At 69.4% G+C, this 17,212-nt stretch carries 13 protein-coding genes; 10 read left to right on the forward strand and 3 right to left on the reverse strand.

The features are described 5' to 3' along the window. The first annotated feature begins 34 nt into the window (after positions 1–34). From OEB96_RS38120 to OEB96_RS38150, 7 genes are all read left to right on the forward strand, one after another. Positions 35–1,492 (forward strand): efflux RND transporter periplasmic adaptor subunit, encoded by a 1,458-nt coding sequence (locus OEB96_RS38120; RefSeq protein WP_266221815.1) that lies wholly within the window; start codon positions 35–37, stop codon positions 1,490–1,492. After that, positions 1,489–4,608, forward strand: a complete 3,120-nt coding sequence (locus OEB96_RS38125) for an efflux RND transporter permease subunit (RefSeq protein WP_266221816.1) — start codon at positions 1,489–1,491, stop codon at positions 4,606–4,608. The genes OEB96_RS38120 and OEB96_RS38125 overlap by 4 nt, the downstream gene beginning before the upstream one ends. A 61-nt stretch (positions 4,609–4,669) precedes the next feature. Further along, positions 4,670–5,749, forward strand: a complete 1,080-nt coding sequence (locus OEB96_RS38130; protein ID WP_266221817.1) for a glycosyltransferase family protein — start codon at positions 4,670–4,672, stop codon at positions 5,747–5,749. A 19-nt stretch (positions 5,750–5,768) separates the two neighbouring features. Then, on the forward strand, positions 5,769–7,730 hold the full coding sequence (locus tag OEB96_RS38135) for a hypothetical protein (protein ID WP_266221818.1): 1,962 nt from the start codon (positions 5,769–5,771) through the stop codon (positions 7,728–7,730). 155 nt (positions 7,731–7,885) lie between these two features. Continuing rightward, positions 7,886–9,838, forward strand: a complete 1,953-nt coding sequence (locus OEB96_RS38140) for a hypothetical protein (protein ID WP_266221819.1) — start codon at positions 7,886–7,888, stop codon at positions 9,836–9,838. Position 9,839: 1 nt separating this feature from the next. Continuing rightward, positions 9,840–10,685: a hypothetical protein gene (locus OEB96_RS38145; RefSeq protein ID WP_266221820.1), complete on the forward strand. Its 846-nt coding sequence runs from the start codon at positions 9,840–9,842 to the stop codon at positions 10,683–10,685. 139 nt (positions 10,686–10,824) lie between these two features. Continuing rightward, entirely contained in the window at positions 10,825–11,490 is a 666-nt protein-coding gene (locus tag OEB96_RS38150; RefSeq protein WP_266221821.1) for a hypothetical protein, read from the forward strand. Between the two features lie 8 nt (positions 11,491–11,498). Here the strand turns inward: OEB96_RS38150 and OEB96_RS38155 are convergent, their stop codons facing one another. Further along, positions 11,499–12,740 (reverse strand): endonuclease/exonuclease/phosphatase family protein, encoded by a 1,242-nt coding sequence (locus OEB96_RS38155; protein ID WP_266221822.1) that lies wholly within the window; start codon positions 12,738–12,740, stop codon positions 11,499–11,501. A 109-nt stretch (positions 12,741–12,849) separates the two neighbouring features. On the opposite strand from OEB96_RS38155, the gene OEB96_RS38160 reads away from it, so the two are divergent. The 3 genes from OEB96_RS38160 (at position 12,850) to OEB96_RS38170 (ending at position 15,599) form a co-directional block, all read left to right on the forward strand. Beyond that, positions 12,850–13,515 carry an extensin family protein gene (locus OEB96_RS38160; protein WP_266221823.1) on the forward strand — a complete coding sequence of 222 codons (666 nt, stop codon included), beginning with the start codon at positions 12,850–12,852 and terminating at the stop codon, positions 13,513–13,515. Between the two features lie 249 nt (positions 13,516–13,764). Continuing rightward, positions 13,765–14,628 (forward strand): hypothetical protein, encoded by an 864-nt coding sequence (locus OEB96_RS38165; protein ID WP_266221824.1) that lies wholly within the window; start codon positions 13,765–13,767, stop codon positions 14,626–14,628. 29 nt (positions 14,629–14,657) lie between these two features. Then, a complete protein-coding gene (locus OEB96_RS38170) occupies positions 14,658–15,599 on the forward strand; it encodes a hypothetical protein (RefSeq protein WP_266221825.1) in 942 nt (313 codons plus the stop codon). 27 nt (positions 15,600–15,626) lie between these two features. Here OEB96_RS38170 and OEB96_RS38175 read toward each other — a convergent pair whose 3' ends face one another. Further along, complete coding sequence (locus OEB96_RS38175) at positions 15,627–16,265, reverse strand: carbonic anhydrase (RefSeq protein ID WP_266221826.1); 639 nt, start codon at positions 16,263–16,265, stop codon at positions 15,627–15,629. 12 nt (positions 16,266–16,277) lie between these two features. After that, positions 16,278–17,177, reverse strand: a complete 900-nt coding sequence (locus tag OEB96_RS38180; RefSeq protein WP_266221827.1) for a bestrophin family protein — start codon at positions 17,175–17,177, stop codon at positions 16,278–16,280. Positions 17,178–17,212 lie beyond the last annotated feature (35 nt).

Raw genomic sequence — 17,212 nt, forward strand, 5'->3', positions numbered from 1 at the left:
TGTCGTCGCGGGGTAGGAGTATGCTCCGACTCCCTTGAGCGCCGTCGTCGTCGTCAAGCGCATTGCCACGTTCGTCGGCCTCGTGGGGCTCGGCGTGGGTCTCTACTCCTGGCTCGTCCGTGATGCCGACGAGTCACGGGGCCGACGCAGACGCGAGGGCGGTCAGCCCGTGCGGGTGCTCGAGGTGAAGGCGCACTCGGCCGTCCCGCGCCTGACCGGCTACGGCGTGGTCGCGGCCCAGCGGAGCTGGCAGGGGGTCGCCCAGGTCGGGGGGCGCGTGGTCGAGGTCGACGAGCGAGTCGTGGTGGGACGCATCGTTCGCGAGGGCACGGTGCTGTTCAAGATCGATCCCGAGGATCTCGAGCTCGAGAAGAGCAAGTCCAAGTCCAACGTCAAGGCGGCGCGGGCCCAGCTCTCCGAGCTGCAGGCGCGAGAGCAGAGCGCCAAGGCCAGCCTCGAGGTCGAGAAGAAGATGCTCGCGATGGCACGCGAGGAGCTCGAGCGCACCCAGGGCCTCTACGAGGCCGGGACGGTGCCGCTCTCCGACGTCGAGACGGCGCGGCGCGAGGTGCTGGCCGCGGAGAAGACCGTGGTCTCGGTCCAGAACACGCTCGCGGAGCTGCCGGCCAGCCGACGCGTGCTCCAGGCCCAGCTCGAGCAGCTCGAGGCCGGGGTGGTGGGTGCCGATCTCCAGCTGTCGCGTACCGAGGTCGTCGCGCCGTTCACCATGCGGGTGCGAGAGGTGAGCGCGACGGTCGGGCAGGCGGTCTCGTCGGGAGCGATCTTGGTGGTGGGCGATGGGGTGCAGGCGGTGGAGGTCACCGCCAAGCTGCCCGTGGGCGCGATCGATCCGCTGCTTCCACCGCGGGATCCATCGCCCACGCCGGCCGATCCGTCGGCTTCGGAGGCCGCACCCGAGCCCTCCGGCGAAGGGGCCCCGCCCGAGCCCCCGACCGACGCGGGGGCCACGGCTGCGGCCCCCCGTGGAGGGGGACGGCTCGCCCGCATCGCGGAGGCGCTCGACGTGACGGTGTCGTTGGAGACGCCGACCCTGCGCGCGAGCTGGCCCGGCCGCTTCAGCCACTTTGCGGGGATCGACGCGACCAGCCGCACGCTCGGCGTGGTGGTGGCCGTCGACGAGACGCGGCTGCGCGACGGCGAGCAGCAGGTCAGGCTGTCGCCGGGCATGCACGTGGACGTGGAGTTCCACGGCCGTCCTCAGGACGGCTGTCTGGCCCTCCCCACCGAGGCCCTGCACGGCGCCACCGTCTACGTGGCCAATGCCGACGAGCGGCTCGAGCGTCGCGCCGTCGAGCTGTCGTGGGCTCAAGAAGACTACGCGTGCGTCGAGAGCGGCATAGCCCCGGGCGATCGGGTGGTCACCACGCCGCTCAACCCCGCGGTGGATGGCATGCTGCTCGATCCCACCGTCGATGACTTCGAAGCCCGCCGCCTCACGGGTCTGGTCGGTGGCGAGAGGCCGGCCTCGTGATCGCCTGGTTCACGCGGCATCCCACGGCCGCCAACCTCTTGATGCTGGTGCTCCTGCTGCTCGGGGCCCTCGGCCTGCCGGAGCTCCAGCGCGAGACCTACCCCGAGTTCGAGGCGAACTCGCTCTCGGTCAGTGCGTCGCTGCCCGGGGCCGACGCCGAGGTCATGGATCAGGACGTCGTCGCGCGCATCGAGGACGTGCTCGGCGGCATGGAGGGGATCGCGTCGGTCTCGTCGTCGTCGCGCGAGGGCGGGGCTTCGGTCTCGGTCGAGGTCGAGGACGGCTTCGACATCGCGGCGCTGCTGGCCGACGTGCGCTCGGCCGTCGAGTCGATCAAGGACTTCCCCGACGCGATGGAGGAGCCCTCCGTCACCCTGCGCTCGCGCACGCGCTCGGTGCTGACGATCGCGGTCACGGGGCCGATGTCGGGCCAGGATCTGCTGCTCTACCTCGAGCGGCTCAAGCGACGCCTGCTCACCTTCGACGACGTCAGCCAGGTCACGATCGCCGGGTTCTCGACCCACCAGCTCCGCATTCGTCTCGATGCCTCCGAGCTGGCCAGCTACGGGCTCGACGTGCAGACGGTGGCCGCCGCCCTCGCGGCCCAGAGCCTCGACTCGCCGCTGGGCAGCCTCGAGACCCGCGCGGGGAACCTGCTGGTGCGCTACTCCGATCGCCGCACCACGCCCGAGGCGCTCGAGTCGCTCGTGGTCGCCACGGCCGCCGACGGCGGAGAGATCCGGCTGGGTGACGTGGCCGACGTCGAGGATGCGTTCGCGGTCGAGGAGGAACAGACCTACTTCAACGGCCAGCGCGCGGGAATGCTGGTGGTCGGCAAGGCCAGCACCGAGGACAGCCTCGACGTGCGCGCGGCGGTGCAGGAGTTCCTCGACGAGCAGGAGCGGCTCAAGCCCGACGGGGTCGAGCTGACCATCACCAACGATTCCACCGCCGTGATCGAGGACCGGCTGACCCTGCTGCTGCTCAACGGCCTGCAGGGCCTGCTGCTGGTGTTCGTCACCCTGTGGATCTTCTTCGAGCTTCGGCTGGCGTTCTGGGTGGCGGCCGGCCTGCCGGTGTCGTTCTTGAGCGCGCTGTGGCTGATGCAGCAGACCGGACAGACGCTCAACATGATGACCATGATGGGCCTGCTGGTCGCGCTGGGCCTGCTGATGGACGACGCCATCGTGCTGGCCGAGAACGTGGCCTCGCACCTGTCCCGCGGCGCTCGCCCGCTGCAGGCCGCGATCTCCGGGGTGAGCGAGGTCGCCGGCGGCGTGCTCTCGTCGTTCGTCACCACGATCTGCGTGTTCGTGCCGCTGTCGGCGATCGACGGTCGCATCGGTCGCACGCTGCAGGTGATCCCCGCCGTGCTGATCGCCGTGCTCGCGGTGAGCCTGCTGGAGGCGTTCTTCATCCTGCCCAACCACCTCGGTCACTCCCTGCGGGCCGATCGCCGACCCGGGCGGGTGCGGCAGCGCTTCGATTCCGCGTTCGAGCGCCTGCGCGAGCGCGGGCTGGGCCGGGTGGTCGACTTTGCGGTGCGCCATCGGTACGGGGTGGTGGCGTTCACCATTGCCGCGTTCCTGGGCTGCATCGGCGCGGTGCAGGGCGGCCAGCTGCGCTACCAGGCGTTCCCGGATGCCGAGGGCAACCTCGTCGAGTTCCGCCTGGCGATGCCGGTGGGAACGTCGCTCGATCGGACCAAGCTCGAGGTCGAGCGCGTGGTGGAGGCGGCCGAGCGCGCCGGTGCGGCACTCGATCCAGAGCAGCCCGATGGGGCACGGCTGGTCCGCAACACCTCGGTCCGCTTCAACTACAACCCCGACGCGGACGGCACCGGGCCGAACGTGGCGACGGTGAGCGTGGATCTGCTCGCGGTCGAGCATCGCAACACCACCCTGGCCGAGTTCACCGAGCGCTGGCGCAAGGAGCTGGGCACGATTCCCGATGCGGTGTCGGCCAAGTTCGGCTCGGGGGGCCGCGGGGGGCCGGGGGGCAACCCGATCGAGGTGCGCATGCTCGGCGACGATCTCGATCGGCTCGAGGAGGTCGCCGAGCGCACCAAGCAATGGCTCGCGCGGGAGCCGGCCGTCTCCGATCTCGGCGACGACCTCGAGCCCGGGCTGCTGCAGGTTCGCATTCGCCTGCGTCCGGGGGCCGGAGCGACCGGGCAGACCGGCGCCACGTTGGCGGCCTACATCCGCAGCGCGCTCAACGGGATCGCGGTGGAGACGCTCTACCACGAGGGCGAGCAGTTCGAGGTGTTCGTGGAGCTCGAGGCCCGGGCGCGCGACTCGCTTCGCGATCTCGAGCGGTTTCCGATTCCGGTCGGCGAGGGGGTGACGGTCCCGCTGGGGTCCATTGCCCACGTGGAGACCACCCATGGCTATGCCGGCATTCGGCGCCGCGATGGTGCGCGCACGGTGACGGTGACGGGCTCCATCGATCGCGAGCAGGCCAACCTGGTGCAGCTGATGACGCGCTTTCGCGAGGAGGCGGTCCCGGAGCTCGAGGCCGAGTTCCCCGACGTGAGGATCGAGCTCGGGGGTGAGATGGAGGACTCGGCCCAGACCCTGGGCTCGATGGGCCATGGTCTCGCGCTCGGCTGCTTTGCCATCTTCGCGCTCTTGAGCCTGCAGTTCCGCAGCTACCTCGAGCCGGTGGTGGTGATGCTGGCGATCCCGTTCGCGTTCGTGGGCGTGGTGCTCGGCAGCCTGGCGCTCTCGATGCCGCTCAGCTCGCAGTCGGTGCTGGGGTTCGTGTCCCTGGCGGGCGTGGTGGTCAACGACTCGATCCTGCTGATGGTCTTCATCAAGAACGCCCGAGCCGACGGGGCCAGTCCGGCCCAGGCAGCGGTTCGAGCAAGCCGCGATCGATTCCGGGCCGTGTTGCTGACGTCGGCCACCACGATCGCCGGGCTGGTGCCGCTGATGTTCGAGACCAGCCGTCAGGCCCAGATGCTGATCCCGGTGGCGAGCAGCATCGTGTTCGGGATCACGGCCTCCACGGTGCTGGTGCTGGTGGTGCTGCCCGCGGCCTACGCAATCCTCGGGGACCTGGGGCTCGCTGCGTCGCCCGCGGGCGATGAGCACGGGCCCGCGTCCGACCATTGATGCACGACCATTGATGCACGGCCGGCTCGGTGCGCGGCTCGTCGCGGTATGCTCCGGGTCGATGCGCATCCTCTATGGAGTCGTGGGCGAGGGCATGGGGCACGCAATCCGCTCGCGGGTGGTGCTCGATCACCTCCTGGCCGAGGGGCACGAGATCCACATCGTGGCCTCGCAGCGCGCGGTGGACTTCTTGCAGCGGCACTTCGGTGAGCGCGCGGTGCAGCGGATCCACGGGCTGCACATCGTGACCGAGGAGAACCGAGTGCGGCGCGGCAAGACCCTGTGGCAGAACGTACGCGACGGGGCCGAGGCGCTGCCGGGCCAGATCAAGGCCTACTTCGATCTCATCGAGCGCTTCGAGCCGCAGGCGGTGGTGAGCGACTTCGAGTCGTGGACGTATCTGTTCGGCAAGCTCCATCGGCTGCCGGTGTTCTCGATCGACAACATGCAGATCATCAACCGCTGCGAGATTCCCGAGCCGGTCGTCGGGCCCTACCGCAGCGAGTTCGAGGTGACGCGTGCGTTCATCAAGGGCAAGCTGCCGCGAGCCGAGCACTACTTCATCGCCACGTTCTTTCGGCCGCAGCTGCGCAAGGAGAAGACCACGCTCGTTCCACCGATCCTGCGTCCGGAGATCCTCCAGACCGAGCCCACCAGGGGAGAGCACCTGCTGGTGTATCAAACGGCCGAGGGCAACGAGGCCCTGGTGCAGGCGCTGCGTGACACGGGTCTCGAGTGCCGGATCTACGGGATGCGACGCAGCATCACCGAGGAGCAGCGCGAGGGCGAGCTGCGCTACCGGCCGTTCTCCGAGTCGGTGTTCATCGACGACCTGGCTGCGGCCCGCGCCGTGATCACGGGCGGCGGGTTCACCTTGATGAGCGAGTGCGTGTACCTGCACAAGCCCACGCTCTCGGTGCCGATCCACGGGCACTTCGAGCAGATCCTCAACGGGCGCTACCTCGAGCACGAGGGCTTTGGCCGGTTCGCGACGGTGCTGAACGCCGACGCGGTGCACGAGTTCCTGGCCGCGGTGCCGCAGTGCGAGGCTGCGCTGGCCCGGGTGTCGCAAGATGGCAACCGGGAGCTGTTCGGGGTGCTCGACGAGCACCTCGATCGGGCGGCGGCGGGGCTCTGCTGAGCGAGGACGGGAGCCGACCATGAGCGGGGTTCGCTTTCGTCTGGGTCTGGACGAGGTGGTGTTGGTCCCGCGACGCAGTGTCGTGGACCTCGACCTGCGGCGGGCCCTGGCGCTGGTGAGCGCGCTCGACGAGCGCGAGCGCGACGAGCTCCAGCGGAGGCTGGGTGGGGACGAGCTCGTGTCCGATGACGACCTCGCCCGCGCCCTGGTCGAGTCCGGGGCCGTGCTCGTGACCACGGAGGAGCCCGCGCGGCTCATGAGCGAGCCTTCCGTCGAGCCGTTGCAGCCACTGGAGCCGAGCGGGCCGGTGGAGACGACGACCTCGGTCGCGCTCGAGGTCCTGCACGAGACGGGAGGGACGTTCGGGGGGGCACGGCTGGTCGCAGAGCTGCCCAGCGGTGAGCTCGTCGATGGTCGGCTCGACGAGCGCTCGCGCTGGGCTCGCGATGGGCTGGTGGGCTCGGGGCCCTGTAGGATTCGCTTCCTCGCGCCGCTTCGCCTCACCGAGGAGCAGCAGCGTCGCCCGTCCACGCCGCCGTGCGCAGCGGGCCCCGAGGATCTCGTGGTGCGCGTGGGAACGACTCCCGAGCTGAGCGTGCGCGTCGGTCGTGCGCAGCGGGTGGTCGCTCGGCTGCCGCCACCGATTCCGGTCGTGACCCTGGGGCCCGGCTGCTTCGTCTCCGGCCAGGTGTTTCCCACGCCGGCCGTGGTGGCGGCGATCGATGCGGTCTCCGAGGCGGTTCGGGGCCAGCCGGGTCTGCGTGCATCGGCGCTGGCCCACGCCGACGTCGCCGGTGATCCGGCCAAGGACAAGGCGCTCTCGGATCGCAGGGCGGAAGTGCTCCGGGCGGTGCTGCTCGATGATCTCGAGACGTTCGAGCGGGTTGCCGATGCCGATGGATGGTCGCTGCACCACGACCAAGCGATGCTTCGCCTGCTCGGGTGCAATCCGGCCGCGATCGACGGCATCGACGGGCCGTTCACGCAGCGGGCCGCGCGGTGGTTCCAGGCCGAGTACTCGCGGGGGATCCATCATCCCGATGGGCTGGACGAGCCGCTGCCGGAGACCGGGGTGATCGATGCGGCCACCCGCAAGGCGCTGCGGCGTGCCTACTTGCTGGCGCTCAGTCCCCAGCTCGGGCCGGAGCAGCTCGTGGGGCCCGGCATGCACGGCTGCGGTGGGTTCAATCCGTCGGCGTCCGGGGACGGGGCGTCCGATCGAGGGGGGATTGCACTGTGGCCCAAGGAAGCGGCGCGCATGGTCGAGCTGCCGTGTCGGGTGGGGGACGCCGATGCGTGTCTCGTCGATGATCGAGGCGTGCGCCGCTGTCGGTTCCATCGCGAGACCTTCGACCTGCGGGAGCGCTCGGACGCGCCCGTGTTCTTCGACTTCGAGTGGGTGGCCCTGCGAGAGGGGAGGATCAGCCTGAGCGCGGTGACGTCGCTGCCGCACGGCACGGTGGTGCGGTTTCACGTGTTTCGCGACGTGCGGGACTACGGCGGTCGCGTGCATCACCACCATGGTCCCGAGCCCATGCCCATGCGGGGGGCGCCGGTTGGTACGCCGGTCGAAGGCGACGTGCGCCAAGGGGTGTGCGTGGGGATCTGGACGCGTCCGGACGGCTGGGATCCCTTCGACTGGCACGAGTGGCTCACCGAGGTCGAGGGGCGAGCGGAGGACCAAGGCGAGGGGAACGAGGCCGATGCGGGCCCGTGGTTCCATCCGCCGCTGTTCGCGATCGAGTACTCGGGAGGCTGGGTGTACTCGCGGCCGCCGGGGGAGCGCATCGATCGGTTCGTGCTGCGCAACGTCACGCGTGCGGGGCTGGCGATGGCCAACGATGGATCGTTCGTCTCGTTTCGGACCGACGACGACGTGATCGTCACCTCGCGCGAGCGGCGGGCGGACGAGCACGTGCAGATCGTGGGCTGGTGCGCGCAGGAGCGGAGCCTGCGCGAGGAGGGAGGGCAGCGATCGTGACGCGACCGACGGCCGAGCTCATCGCCGGGATGGAGGCGGGGTTTCGCCTTCGCGGGCAGGTCTACGTGCGCATCGTACTCGAGCGCCGATATTCCGGGCGCCGGGTGTCGGTGCGGGAGCTCGGTGCGGAGCTCGTGGTTCAGCCGCAGCGCCTGGTGGAGGCGTTGCTGTCCGATCACCGCGAGCTGCAGGCGGCGAATTCGGAGGCTTTCGAGGCGCTGTTCCTCGAGTATGGGATCGTCGATGGGGTGGGCTACGGGGCGCTGGCGCCCGAGCATCGGCCTCGGCTCGGCCGGCGCGACAAGCAGGAGATATTGCGGGACCTCGCGTTTGGCAGCCGGGCGTTCGAGCAGCTCCCCAGCGGCAAGCTGCGCGAGCGCGAGCCCTCGTACTACGACTGGCTCTTGCCCGAGTCGGGGACCATTGCCGTGCCGCTGTCGGCCGGGATGACCGATGTGCTCGAGCGCGGCCGCCGGTGGGAGGCGATCGAGGAGGACGTGCAGGACTTCGAGGATGCGCTCGGCGAGCTGGCCGACCACGTGATCGCGCTGCGCAAGGCGCTGTGCGAGCTGGCCGAGGCGGGACAGCAGGGGCTGCACGAGGTGGCGATGTTGGTGTCGCTGTCGCAGTACTGCGACCTGTTGCTCGACCAGGAAGGCAACCCCGAGCCGGGGGAGAGTCCGCTGGCCGATCTGCAGGAGTTCATGCAGCGAAGCGCGATTCCGGTGTTCATGGACAAGCTCGTGCGCGAGCCCGTCGACCTCGCGCCCGGGGCGGCGAAGCGGCGGGATGCGGAGGCGCGGAGGATCATCAAGAGACTGGCCGATCCTGCGTTCGTGGCGGGGGTCGGCACGGTGGTGTGCAACCACGATGTGGTGCCGCACCCGCTGCTGGACTCGCTCTACTACTACCTGACGGCGGCGGCAGACCTGCTGAGCATGACGCCGCTGGCGGAGGAATTCGCCGAGCGCCATGCACTGCCGCTCTACGAGGCGCTGGCCGGGCTGCCCGATGATGGGGTGGAGCTACCGCTCGCGAAGCTCCGCAACGACGTGCTGCGCGAGGCGATCGAGGGTGGCTGGCGCAGCCTGCTCGAGGACCGCGAGAGCGTCTACAAGCTGGCGATGGGGATCGGGACCGGGGTGATCGGCTCGGTCAGCAACCTGGCGGGACCACGGTCGGTGGGGGTGGCGGTGCTGATGCAGTACCAGATCTACCTGTTTCGACGCGGGGCGAAGGAATACGCCAGTAGCGTCGTGGTGATGAATCGTGCTGTGCAGTCGTTCATGCGCTATTTCACGACGTACAATGCCCATAGTCTCGCTTGGTTCCGTGGCGGGATTGCAGAGGTTGCCTTCGGTGAAGGCAAGCTCACCCTCACACAACACGCGAAGAAGTGTGGCTTCGACATGACCCGCGGGCCCTTCAGTGGACGGGTCGCCCGGAGCACGATGGCACTGATGGCCGTGAGCGTGCTTGGTCTTGCTTTGGCCGCCAGGGCTGGGGACGAAGAAGTGCCCGTTTCGTCTACGCTAGCGTTGGTCGCGACCGGCGGAACGGCCGGAGTTGCACTGATCGATTGGCCGCCCGTAGCCCGAGCGCTCGAGGGCTCGAGATGGAGCGTCATGCTCAAGCATTCGGGAGGTCTTGCTGCGCTCACCGGGGCGTTCGGAGTGGCGTCGAGCTTGATGGCGTTGGTGGATGCCGGCAAGGACGGCGACGCGCTAGGCATCGCCGAAGGGGCGCTGAGTTTCCTCGGTTCTAGCAGTTCCCTCATCGGTTGGTACGGGTGCACCCAGATGGGCGCCTTGGCCTTCGCCCCATCATTGTTGATGACGGTAGGATCCATTCTCGTGCTTGCAGGGCTCGGTGTTGGACTGTGGCGGGTCTTGAAGCCCATGAAACCCATTGACGTGGTCAATGTGACCCTCGAGTACTTTCGCAGTCCAGAGTCACGCGCGTCGCTCGCCGATCTCGGGCCTACGCTCGACACCCTCGATGATCTAGTGGAACTGACGGACTTCCTACCACTGACCATTCGTTATGAGCCAGCCCTTCGTGGACTGGGGTATGATGATGAGATCATCTCGATCCTTCTGAGAGGCTGACATGAGCGACGATCAAGCCTTCGAGGTCTTTGCCGCGCTCGTGTTGCTGGCGGATACCATCATTGCGTTGGCAGCGCTTGCTAGGGGGCTCATTGCCCTCGAGATGTGTCGCAGCAGAAGCAACTCGGCGACGGTGGCAAGTCGTGACATCGATTCCATCCTCGAGATGATGGGGCTCTCGGCAGGTGCCAAGAGCAAGACCCTCCGCGGTGCAGGGACGCCGGCCGAGTCGGCCCAGGCCCTTCGCGCCCCGCTATCGGGGCGCCCTTGTTTGGGATTTCTCGTGGAACTCGGGCATGGGGGCGAACCCGACAGTGCCCTCATCCACACGACGTGCGAAGCATCGGAGTCGATTCCTTTTCAGCTAGATGGCAAGCAGACCGTTACGTTTACCACGGGAGGCTTCCGTATGGTTCTGGCGAGTGAGCAACGTTCGACGTTTCGTCTCGATGAAGTTCCCGCGGCGGCGCCCGACTCGTGGCTCTTCATCTGCCTGGAGTTCGTGGCGAAGCGGGGCAAGAAGGCGTGGAACGTCGCCCGGCTTCACGAGTGGATCATCCCGGTGGGTGAGGCGATCGAGGTGATTCCAGATCCGCGCCAAGTCGACCGGGTCGGTGTCGTTGCGGATGGATATCGTGCTCATGACGTCGATCTCATGCTGCCCTGGATCTACGTCGGGGCACGCAATGATGCAGCGCTCGTCGATCGTCTCCGTCGTCTACGCATCGTCGCGGTGAATGAATTCCGCCACTGGCGTCGCCGCTATTGGTCCATCATCCCGGCTTTGCTGGTCGTGGAAGCCCTGGCGGCCTGGCTCTTCGTTTTCGTGATCGGATCGTTGCGATAGCGGTAGGCAGCCAGGGTCGACGAGTTGCCAATCGGTCCTGCGCCCGAAGCTCTCCCGTGACATTCCGTCGGTCATCACCGTCACCGAGGGGCGATCTCTGGCCGTCGTCCGCGGCACGCACCTTGCACGGCAACCAACCATGCTCCCAATCTCCACCGCCGCTCTCACCTTGGTCCTGGCCGGTGTTCCCTCGCCTGCAGCGCCCGATCCACCGTCCCCCGATCGGCTCCGCTGGCGTCTGCACGCCGAGATCACTCCGGTCGAGCTGTTCTCGCGCTCCGCGGAGGGCTTCAACACGCGCACCTGGTCGTTCTCGTTCCCCGGGACCACCTCGATCGGGTTCGGTCGCGCCCTGGGTCCCTACATCCTGGTGGGTACGCGCATCGCTGGCGAGCTGCGTCGCAATGCCACGGAATCGGTGCTGGGACTCGAGCCGCAGGAGAACCGCTTGGTCTACGGTGGGGGCTCGCTGATGCCCTACGTGGAGGTGCGGCCGCTGCCGGATGCGCGGGTGCAGCCCTTCGGGCTCGTCGAGGGCGGAGTGGGGATCTACGGAACGCGGCGGCGAACGATCCTCGGCCTGGAATCCCATCCAAACTGGACGCTCGAGGTGGTCCCGGCCCTGGGCGGACGCTTCGGGCTACACGCGTTCGTGCTGCCGCGCCTGTCGATCGACGCCGACGTCGGCCTCCAGCGCGGCTGGCTCGTTCAGCGCCGCTCCCCGCCGCTTCCCGCCGCGGCCGATGCGTCGCAGTTCTTGCGCCTGACGCTCGTGGGCACGCTGGGCCTCTCGGGTTGGTGGTAGCCGCCGGCCTACCGCACGTCGATCCACACCAGCCGGTGATCCGAGCACGCCACCAGCTCCACGCCCGGCTCCCCCGCGGCGGGCCAGAACACGCCCGCGCCGAGCACCTCGAGCGACTTCGACGGCAGCACGTAGTCCACCCGCAGGTTGCCCGGCCCACCATCGACATCGGGGAAGTCCGCCGTGTCGTGCGACGCGGGCCCCGAGTGCGACGCGTTGGCTCCGCCGTCGCGTCGCGACGCCTCGATGCTCCCCGTCGACGCGGGCACCGGCTCGGCTGCGATCCGCGGATGGCCCAGCAGCCAGCGTCCCACTGGATCTCCGGTGGTGTCTCCGTCGTGGGGATCGGCGTTGAGATCCCCCGCCAGCACGAACCGCGCCCGCGAAGGCAGCAGCACGGGAAGCCCCGGCGCCCCGTCGAGGAGCTGAGCCCACAGCCGGATCTCGTCGTGGTTGCGTAGCCCGTTGCGGTCCTCGGGTCCGTCGAACACGGGCGGCACGGGATGCGAGAGGAGCAGGTGCAGCGGCCCTGGCTGCCCCTCGATCGAGATTGGCACGATGCAGTGGTTCTTCGACGACAGCGGCAGCACGTCGAGCGCCGGCTCGGAGTACCAGTCGGCAGGCGCTGGCGTGACGGGATCATCGGGCAAGCGCGCACCATCCACATCGCGCCAGCGCAGATCGCCGAAGCAGCGGATTCCATCGATGTCGATCGGATGCCGCGACAACACCACCATCCCGTACTGCCCCGGGAAGGCGCCGTAGCCCAGCGCGTCGCCGGGCCCGTCGGTACGTCCGTCGTGGTCGAGGTCGAGCCCGGAAGCCAGCCCGGTGTTGGTGGCCGGCACGAAGCGGTGGGCGAACGTCAGCCCGTCGCCACCGTCGGGCTGGGGCACCGCGAGATAGTCGCGCTCGAGGATCGCCAGCGCCTCGGGATCTCGATCCACCTCCAGCAGCAGGAGCACGTCGGGACGCACGCGCTGCACGATCGCGGCCGCTTGCCGCGCCTGCACGCTCGCTCCACCCGCGAGCTCGCGCCGCAGCCCGCCGGCGTGCGCACGCGTGAGCGAGGCGTTGAACGAGGCCACCCGCACGGGGGCCTGCGCTCGCTCGGCGGTCTCGAGCGCCTGCACACGCTGAGCTCGGGGGTCCCGCTCGCAGCCAACGAGGACGAGCGCCAGCACCCACCGCCGTGCGGTCCCCCGCTTCCACGCTTGCCCACGAACCGCGTGGCTGCCCCGGCTGGTCATCGGCGCGGCAGCCTATCATCACCGGGGTGGCTCTTCGTCGTCACCGCAGGCCCTCGGGCTCGTGGGGCGCTGCCCGCGAGCGGTGATCGAGATGCTACCCTTGCCTCCGATGCGCCTGGTCCCGCCGCCGCTGCGTCTGGTCCTCGTGCTGCTGCCGACCTTGCTCGTGGGCAGCGGCGGCGATCCTCCGCGGCTGCCCAACATGCCGCGCGGGTGGACCTGGCCGCCCTCGGAGACGATGCGGGCCGCCAGCGAGCACTGCAAGGCGACCCTTGAGCAGTTCGGGGTCGCCTACGAGGCCGTGCCCGAGGAGGTGCTCAAGATCTCCACCCCGATCGTGCTGCCCCGGCTCGAGGTGGGGGCGCTGCGGCTGCACCCGCTGCGCGGCCCGGGCCGCTACCCGATGGACTGTGCGCTCGCGCTGGCGTTCCATCAGGTCGAGCCCGCCTTGCGCGAGCAGGGGGTCCGGTCGCTGCGCTTTCGGGCGATGCACGACTACCGCAACGTTCGCAAGCGCGGTCGGACCACCTCGATGCTCAGCCGCCATGCGATCGGCCTGGCCGTCGACGTGTTCGAGGTGGAGTTCGACGACGGCACGATCGCAGTGGTGAAGCGGGACTTCGCTCGCGAGCCGAGGCTGAAGGCCATGGTCGACGTGTTCGCGGCCTCGGCGGCGTTCCGCGACCCGCTGTCTCCGGCCAACGACCCCAAGGACCACGATGATCACGTGCACCTCGAGGCGCGCTTGCCCCTCGAGCGCCCACCTTCGGGCTGAGCCGCCCCTTCGGGCCGAGCCGCCCGGAGGGCTTCCCCATTGGTTGGCTTTGGCGTCATCATTACCGCGATGGAGCGCCGCAAAGCCCCGGCCTCGGCCAAGGATTCGAACCGCCCGCGTCGCCGACCGGTCGGCGCCGATGCCCGTGCGGGCTCGCGCGCCAAGGACGCTGGCTCGCGCTCGCGCCCCGAGGACACGAGCAGGCGCGCTCGTCCCAAGGACGTCCGACGGGCGCCGAGCGTGCCCCCGATGGCCGACCTGCCGCCGAGCGGCGACGACGATCGGTTCGCTCCGCATCCCGGTCAGTCGATCGACACCGTCTACGTGATCGCGCGGGCCGTCGACCTGATCGGCGCCCGCCCGCGCGAGGTGCTGGGCGTGATGCTCCTCGGCCTCGTGGTCTCCACGGTGCTGTTGTTCCCGATGGTGTTGCTCGACGTGTTCGGCTCGGCCGGAATCGAGGGTCCCACGCACCCCGCTCGTCTCACCGCGCTCTCGGTGCTGGCCTGGGTGTGTGGGCTGCTGCTGCAGGCCCCGCTGGTCGGCTCGGCGATCGAGGTCCACACCACCCGGCGCGGGCTGTTCCTCGAGTTCTTCCGCCGCGGCTCGGCCCGGCTGTCCAGCCTGCTGGTGGCCAGCCTGGGGGCGCTGGTGGTGACGATCGTGACCTTCGCGCTGGTCGGGGCCCTGATCGCCGTCGTGGTCATGGTCACCGCTCCGATACCGTGGGACTTCGTGGCGCTGATCCTGCGCGTCATCGGGATCGTGGCGCTCTCGGTCGTGGCGTTTCGCGTCATCACCTCGTTCAGCCTGGTGGTCCCGGTGGTGGTGGTGGAGCGGCTGGGGCCCGGCGAGGCGCTACGCCGGGCCTGGACGCTGGGCTGGCCCAACAGCTTTCCGATGCTGATGGCGCTGATCTTGCCGCTGCTGCTGGCGCAGGCGCTGCTGTTCATCACCGGCTTCATGCCCCCCATCGTGATGACGGTGACGGGGCTCGTGCTCGGCCTCTCGCTGTCGGTCTACCAGAGCGTGCTGGCACCGGTGGCCTATGTGGCGATCCGCGAGTACGTGGACGGTCTCGATCCCGCGAGCCTGCTGGCTCGTCACCGCTGAGGGCGACCGTGCGCATGATGGGCTTGGTCGTGAGTCGTGGGCGCTCGTTGGGGCGCTTGGCCGGGTTGGTCGGGCCTCTGGTGGGGTTGGTCGGATGCGCCGACGATCCCGCGCCGCCCGCCGAGATCCCCGAAGCCGTGCAGCGTGCATTCGAGAACAGCTGCACGGTCGAGGGCTGCCACGATGCGGTCACGCGCGCCGCCGGGCTCTCGCTCGATGCGGCCGACAGCCCGCACGTCGTAGGCGGCGCCTCGACCCAGAGCCCGCTGCCGCTGGTCACGGTGGGACAGCTCGATCGCAGCTACATGGCGGTCAAGCTGCTCCCCGATGATCAGCTTCCGGCCGGGACCGAGCGCTTCGAGGAACGCATGCCCCGCGATGGGATCGAGGCCGAGGACGTCGAGGCCGTCAACACGATCCTGGCGTGGATCGCCGGCTTTGGCCCCTCGGGTCCCGACGATGGCAGCTCGACTGCGGATGGCGAGGGCACCGCGGGCACGGGAACCGGCTCGGGCGACGGGACCTCGACGGGCACCACCGGCGATTCCACCACCGATCCCGGACCCACCACCAACACGGGCGGCGGTCCCACCAGCCCCGCATGCAGCGTGGAGGAGGTGACCGAGGGCGTGGTGGTCGACCCGCTCGACAAGGGCAGTGGCGCCGGCCAGATCCCGCTGTCGGTGGGCGTGGTGCTCGAGGAGCGCTGCGGCTGTCACACGCTGGCCGACCGCACGCTCAACACCAAGTTCCCCGCGCTGCTTGCCCCGGCGGGGACGCTGCTGCTCGACCATGGCGATCTGTCGAGCCCCCTGGGGGGCTCCACCCTCGGCGCGGTGATGGAGTCGGAGATCTTCACCGTGATGAGCATGCCGCCCGGGAGCTGCCCTGCGATCCCCACCGACGATCGAACACTGCTGCAGCAGTGGTTCGACGCCGGCATGCCCGACGGCGCGACGTTCATGCCGTGAGGGCCCGCCGAAGCTCGGCGGTGTGGGTCACGGCAGCGGGTTCGGGACGTCGAAGAAGTCGACCTGGCCCGAGGCCAGATCGTACTCGGCGCCCACGACCGCAACCTGCCCCGACGACACCAGCTGCTCGAGCAGGCGGCTGCCATTGCGCAGGTGAGCGACCGACCCGCGCACGTTGGCACGGACCGCGTGCGCGAGCACCTCGGCTGGATCTCGGTCGCCCGCTGCCTCCACCACCGACTTGGCGCTGGGAACGATGCGCTCGACGATGTCGCGGATGTTGTCGCTGGGGATGCCGCCCCCGCTGCGGATGAACTCGAGCGTGGCCTTGACGGCACCGCACGAGGTGTGGCCCATCACCACCACCAGGCGAGTCCCGAAGGTTGCGGCGGCGAACTCCACGCTGCCCACCAGCGATGGCGCGATGACGTTGCCCGCCACGCGGATCACGAACAGATCGCCGATGCCCTGGTCGAAGATCATCTCGACGGGCACGCGGGAGTCCGAGCAGGTCAGCACGACCGCGAATGGTCGCTGACCCTGTGCCTGCTCGGCCCGTCGCAGCTGGCTCACGAGTGTCTCGATGCTGCGGGTGTCGCTGGTGAAGCGAGCGTTGCCCTGCTGCAGCCGTTGTAGCGCGTCCGAGGGAGGAACACTGGTGGTCATGTGAGCCGAACCCTAGCACTCGGCTCGGTCCGCCAACAACGCGAGCAGGTCGATTTCGATGGTCTCGCAGATCGCATCGAGCGGGAGGTGGCTTGCACGCCGCTGGCTGAAGGGGTTCTCGAGCTCGTGCCCGATCTGGTCGATGGCCAGCAGAGGATATGCCACGAGCATGGTCGCGACGGGCGAGACCCACGGCGAGGAGCTCGCCAGGGCCAGCGGCAACCCCAGGAGGTACAGCAGGATGAAGCGGCGCAGCTTGATCGAGTGCACCCGTGGCGTGGGCGTGCGTAGGATCCGCTCGCAACCGCCGATGTGATCGATGAGCATGGCGAGCTCGCGGTCCACGGCCAGCAGCGTGAAGCCGTCGATGCTGGCATCGGCGCGGGCCTGGCGAAGCAGGCGGGTCAGCCGACGCGCGACGGCGGTGGGCATGTGGCGGGCTCCCACGATGCGCTCGGCCAGCTCCCGGTCGGCGAGCACCCGCTCGAGTGCCTCGATGGCTCGCTCGCCCCGCAGGCTCATGCGCGAGGCGTGGCAGAAGGCCGCGGCCGTCCGCACGAAGGCCTCCGCCCAGCGCGGGTCTTGGGGGCCGTGCTCCAGGCCCTTGACCGCGAGGTTGCGCGACTGGTTGACGATGCCTCCCCACAGCTTGCGCGCCTCCCACCAGCGGTCGTAGGTGGCGTTGGTCCGAAACACGAGCAGCACGGCGAGCAGCCCGCCCGTATAGCCGAGGTGGATCGGGTCCACGCCCTGCCACTCCGCCGCGCCGTGCACATACGCGATGAGCAGCGCGTAGACCCCGAACAGCGCGATGCGTGGCAGGAGCCGCGGGGTGATCGCGCCCCGCCACGCGAGCGCGTCGCGCCAGAACGTTGCTCCCTCGACGGGGTTGGGCTGTGCATGAGTCGACATCGGGCTCACCGCTTCCGGGCGACGGCGGAAGGGTA

The sequence above is a fragment of the Paraliomyxa miuraensis genome, assembly GCF_026337845.1.
Lineage (GTDB): Bacteria > Myxococcota_A > Polyangia > Nannocystales > Nannocystaceae > Paraliomyxa > Paraliomyxa miuraensis.